The following is a 4,002-nucleotide window of genomic DNA, read 5'->3' on the forward strand; positions in this document are numbered from 1 at the left end:
CCCCCACCCCCCGGGAGCGCGTCCCGCACCAGCAAGGAACCCCATGGCGACCAGCAAGACGGAGGAGTCCGCACGCCCGGCAGGCGACGGAAGGACCTTCTTCGGCCACCCCCGCGGTATGGCCACGCTTTTCATGACGGAGATGTGGGAGCGCTTCTCCTGGTACGGGATGCGCGCCCTGCTCGTCCTGTACCTGTACACGGCGGTCACCGACGGCGGCCTGGGCATCGACGAGACGACGGCCGTGGCGATCTACGGCGTCTACAACGCGGTCGTCTACATGGCGGCGATGCCGGGCGGCTGGGTCGCCGACCGGCTGTGGGGCGCCCGAAAGGCCGTGCTCGTCGGCGGCATCGTGATCGCCGCCGGCCACTTCACCCTCGCCGTCCCGAACTCCGCGGTGTTCTTCGTCGGGCTCGGCCTGATCGCGATCGGCACCGGCCTGCTGAAGCCGAACATCTCGGCCATCGTCGGCGACCTCTACAAGGACCTGCCGAACTCGCGGCGGGACGCCGGCTTCACCCTCTTCTACATGTCGATCAACATCGGCGCGCTGATCGCGCCGCTGACGGTCGGCTACCTCGGCGAGCACGTCGACTGGCACCTCGGCTTCGGCCTGGCCGGCGTCGGCATGACACTCGCGGTGGTCCAGTACGTGCTCGGCGGCCGCCACCTCGGCGACGCCGGTCGGACCCCGACGAACCCGGCGACGCCGCAGGAGAGGCGTACGGCGCTGCGGCGGGTCCTGGTGTGGAGCGGCGTGGCGGCCGGAGCGCTGCTGGTGGACGTCGTCGCGGGCACCTTCGACATCAACCACATCGTCAACGTGCTCGCCGTGCTCGGCATCCTCGTGCCGATCGGCTACTTCGTGGTGATCTTCCGCAGCCCGAAGCTGACCGCGGAGGCCAGGCCCAAGGTCGTCGCGTTCGTCTGGTTCTTCCTCACCGCCGTGCTGTTCTGGATGATCTTCGACCAGTCCGGCTCGCTGCTCAACATCTTCGCGGACGAGAAGACGGACCGGTTCATCGGCGGCTGGGAGTTCCCCGCGTCCTGGCTGCAGGCCGCCAACCCCGCCTGGGTGATCATCCTGGCGCCGCTGTTCGCCGCCCTGTGGGTGAAGCTGGCGCAGCGGAACCGCGAGCCCAGCACCCCGGTGAAGTTCGCGCTGGCGATGCTGCTGATCGGCGGCTCGTTCGCGCTGATGGGCCTGGCCGGCGCCGCCGCGGCGGCCAGCGACTCGGGCAAGGTGACCGTCTTCTGGCTGCTCGCCGTCTACCTCGTGCAGACGCTCGGCGAGCTGTGCCTGTCACCGGTGGGTCTGTCGCTGTCGACGAAGCTGGCCCCGAAGGAGTTCGTCAGCCAGATCATGGGCCTGTGGTTCCTGGCCGTCGCCACCGGCAACGCCCTCAACGGCTGGGCCACGCGGCTGAACGGGCCGCTGGGCGACGCGGCGTACTACACGATGTGGGCGCTGGTCGCGGCGGGCGCGGGGCTTGCGTTCCTCGCCGGGGCGCGGAGGCTGCGGGCCCTCACGGGCGAGGTGGACTGACGTCCTGCGGCACGAGCCCCGGGCACGCTGCGGCCCGGGGCTTCTGCCTGCTTCCCGCCCTCTTCCCGTCATGGCGGGTCGGCCCCGCCGGGCGGGCTAGACGGGCGCGGGGAGGTCGGCCCAGACGGTCTTGCCGGGGCCGTCGGGGGTGTGGAGGACACCCCAGTCGAGGCAGAGCCGGCCGACGATGAACATGCCGTGTCCGCCCGGGCGGCCAGGCCGGTGCGGGTCCCGGGGCGACGGGGGGTCGGGGCTGTCGTCGGCGACCTCGACCCGCAGGGAGCCCGGGCCGCAGGCGATGGTCAGCCCCGTGGGGCCGCCGGCGTGCAGGCACGCGTTCGTGACGAGCTCGGAGACGACCAGCAGGACGTCCTCGGCCGCGGCCCGGCGGTCGACGTCGGCGGCCGGCAGCCAGCCCCAGTCCTCCAGGGCCTCCCGGGTGAAGTCGCGGGCACGCTGGACCGCGCCGCCGGCCCCCACGAGCCTGAGCCTGCGCACCTGACGCATCTCGCGCAGCTGCCCCACCGGCGACGCCACCGGCCCCGGGGCCGTGCCGGCCTCGGAACCGCGATCGCCCGCCGGGGATCGCCGGGTGGTGCTCATCCGCACTTCACCTCGCCGGTTTCTCCGATTCGTCTTGCTCACCGATGGTTGTGTGGTCCGGTCGCCCCCGCCATCGGCCCCGCTGGGGGACGACAGCGGCCAGAGGGTTCTCCTGCCCTGTGACGCGCCGGAGACACCCACCGTTTCCGCCGGGTCGGTGTGACCCGCGTGACTGTTCACGTTACGAGTCGGAGGGCTCCCCGCGCGCGGGGATCGCCTCTTCCACCGAGTCGTGCACCGTGAAGACGGCGCCGGCTCCGGTGATCTCGAAGACCCTGGCGACCACCGGGGTCATCGCGGCCAGATGGACCGCGCCGCCCTTCTCCTCGACGGTCAGCCGGGCACCGAGGAGGACGTTCAGTCCGGTGGAGTCCAGGAAGTCCAGTCCGGCGCAGTCCACCACCAGGTCGGTCACACCCGCGTCCACGCACTCGTCGAGTGACCGACGCAACACGTCGGCGGTGTGGTGGTCGAGTTCACCTCTGGGCGTGATGACGGCACGCTCACCGCGGTGCTCGACCTCGACCGTCAGCCGGCCCCGGTGGCTGGTGCTGCCGGGTATCCCGCGGTCCATGTACACCTCTTCTGCTCGCTCGCGGCACGATTACTCCCCCGCCTCGTGGCACTGAAACCCTACGCCTTGACGACCCGCACCAACACCCGAGCAAAAGCCCATGTCATCCCACAAAGCGGACATAACGCACTTGCCTTGAACTCGCAAGAGCGGGTAGGGCTAGGAGAAGCATCCGACAGAGGACGGCCTTGGAGGCGCCGCACACCGCAGTGCACGTCACGGCTTCGGCAGCCAGATGCCGAGAATCACGGAGGAGACAATGTCACCCCAGCTCGACGAGTCGCGCATCACTGACACCATCGCCCCGGACGCCCCGACCGGCCCCCCGGCAGGCGAGTGGACCGCACCGTCGGCTTCCCAGTCCACCACGAGCGAGACCGCCGGCGACGTGCTGGAGCAGATCGCCGACCTCCCCGCCTTCGACGAGGTGGCCCCGCAGGACGCCCGCGCGCTGTCGAAGGAGCTCTTCGAGCGCATGGCGACGCTGGAGGAGGGCACCCACGAGTACGCCTACGTCCGCAACACGCTGGTCGAGCTGAACCTGGCCCTGGTCAAGTTCGCCGCCGCGCGCTTCCGCTCCCGCAGCGAGCCGATGGAGGACATCGTCCAGGTCGGCACGATCGGCCTGATCAAGGCCATCGACCGCTTCGAGCCGGACCGCGGCGTCGAGTTCCCGACCTTCGCGATGCCGACGATCGTCGGCGAGATCAAGCGCTTCTTCCGCGACACCAGCTGGTCGGTCCGCGTGCCGCGCCGCCTCCAGGAGCTGCGGCTCGCCCTGGCCAAGGCCGGCGACGAGCTGGCCCAGCAGCTCGACCGCTCGCCGACCGTCGGAGAACTCGCCGAGAAGCTGGGCATCTCCAAGGAAGAGGTCGTCGAGGGCATGGCGGCCAGCAACGCGTACACGGCCAGCTCGCTGGACGCCCAGCCGGAGGAGGACGACAGCGAGGGCGCCCTCGCCGACCGCATCGGCTACGAGGACCACGGCCTGGAGGGCATCGAGTACGTCGAGTCGCTCAAGCCGCTGATCGCCGACCTGTCGCCGCGCGACCGAAAGATCCTTTCGCTGCGGTTCGTGGCGAACATGACCCAGTCGGAGATCGGCGAGGAGCTGGGCATCTCCCAGATGCACGTCTCCCGGCTGCTCTCCCGCACGCTCGGCAGACTGCGCAAGGGACTGCTCGCCGACGCCTGACCCGCCCGGCCCGCACGAACCACCGGACCGCACGAACCACCGGACCGCCCCGGCAACCTCTCCGCCGGGGCGGTCCGGTTG

The 4,002-nt window shown here is 70.8% G+C and carries 4 protein-coding genes; 2 read left to right on the forward strand and 2 right to left on the reverse strand.

Annotation, left to right across the window (positions count from 1 at the left end):
- The first annotated feature begins 43 nt into the window (after window positions 1-43).
- On the forward strand, window positions 44-1,549 hold the full coding sequence (locus GL263_RS22930; protein WP_182857649.1) for a peptide MFS transporter: 1,506 nt from the start codon (window positions 44-46) through the stop codon (window positions 1,547-1,549).
- A 96-nt stretch (window positions 1,550-1,645) separates the two neighbouring features.
- Here the strand turns inward: GL263_RS22930 and GL263_RS22935 are convergent, their stop codons facing one another.
- Together GL263_RS22935 and GL263_RS22940 are read right to left on the reverse strand one after the other, a co-directional pair.
- A complete protein-coding gene (locus tag GL263_RS22935) occupies window positions 1,646-2,152 on the reverse strand; it encodes an ATP-binding protein (protein ID WP_182857650.1) in 507 nt (168 codons plus the stop codon).
- A gap of 181 nt (window positions 2,153-2,333) precedes the next feature.
- Window positions 2,334-2,726, reverse strand: a complete 393-nt coding sequence (locus GL263_RS22940) for an STAS domain-containing protein (protein WP_182857651.1) — start codon at window positions 2,724-2,726, stop codon at window positions 2,334-2,336.
- A 259-nt stretch (window positions 2,727-2,985) separates the two neighbouring features.
- On the opposite strand from GL263_RS22940, the gene GL263_RS22945 reads away from it, so the two are divergent.
- Window positions 2,986-3,921 (forward strand): RNA polymerase sigma factor SigF, encoded by a 936-nt coding sequence (locus GL263_RS22945; RefSeq protein ID WP_182857652.1) that lies wholly within the window; start codon window positions 2,986-2,988, stop codon window positions 3,919-3,921.
- Window positions 3,922-4,002 lie beyond the last annotated feature (81 nt).

It is taken from the genome of Streptomyces durbertensis (assembly GCF_014156695.1).
GTDB classification, from domain to species: Bacteria; Actinomycetota; Actinomycetes; order Streptomycetales; family Streptomycetaceae; genus Streptomyces; species Streptomyces durbertensis.

Bases quoted from the DNA above. Each gene is read 5' to 3' on its own strand.
- GL263_RS22940 (WP_182857651.1), bottom strand. From the start codon at position 2,726: ATGGACCGCGGGATACCCGGCAGCACCAGCCACCGGGGCCGGCTGACG.
- GL263_RS22935 (WP_182857650.1), bottom strand. From the start codon at position 2,152: ATGAGCACCACCCGGCGATCCCCGGCGGGCGATCGCGGTTCCGAGGCC.
- GL263_RS22945 (WP_182857652.1), top strand. From the start codon at position 2,986: ATGTCACCCCAGCTCGACGAGTCGCGCATCACTGACACCATCGCCCCG.
- GL263_RS22930 (WP_182857649.1), top strand. From the start codon at position 44: ATGGCGACCAGCAAGACGGAGGAGTCCGCACGCCCGGCAGGCGACGGA.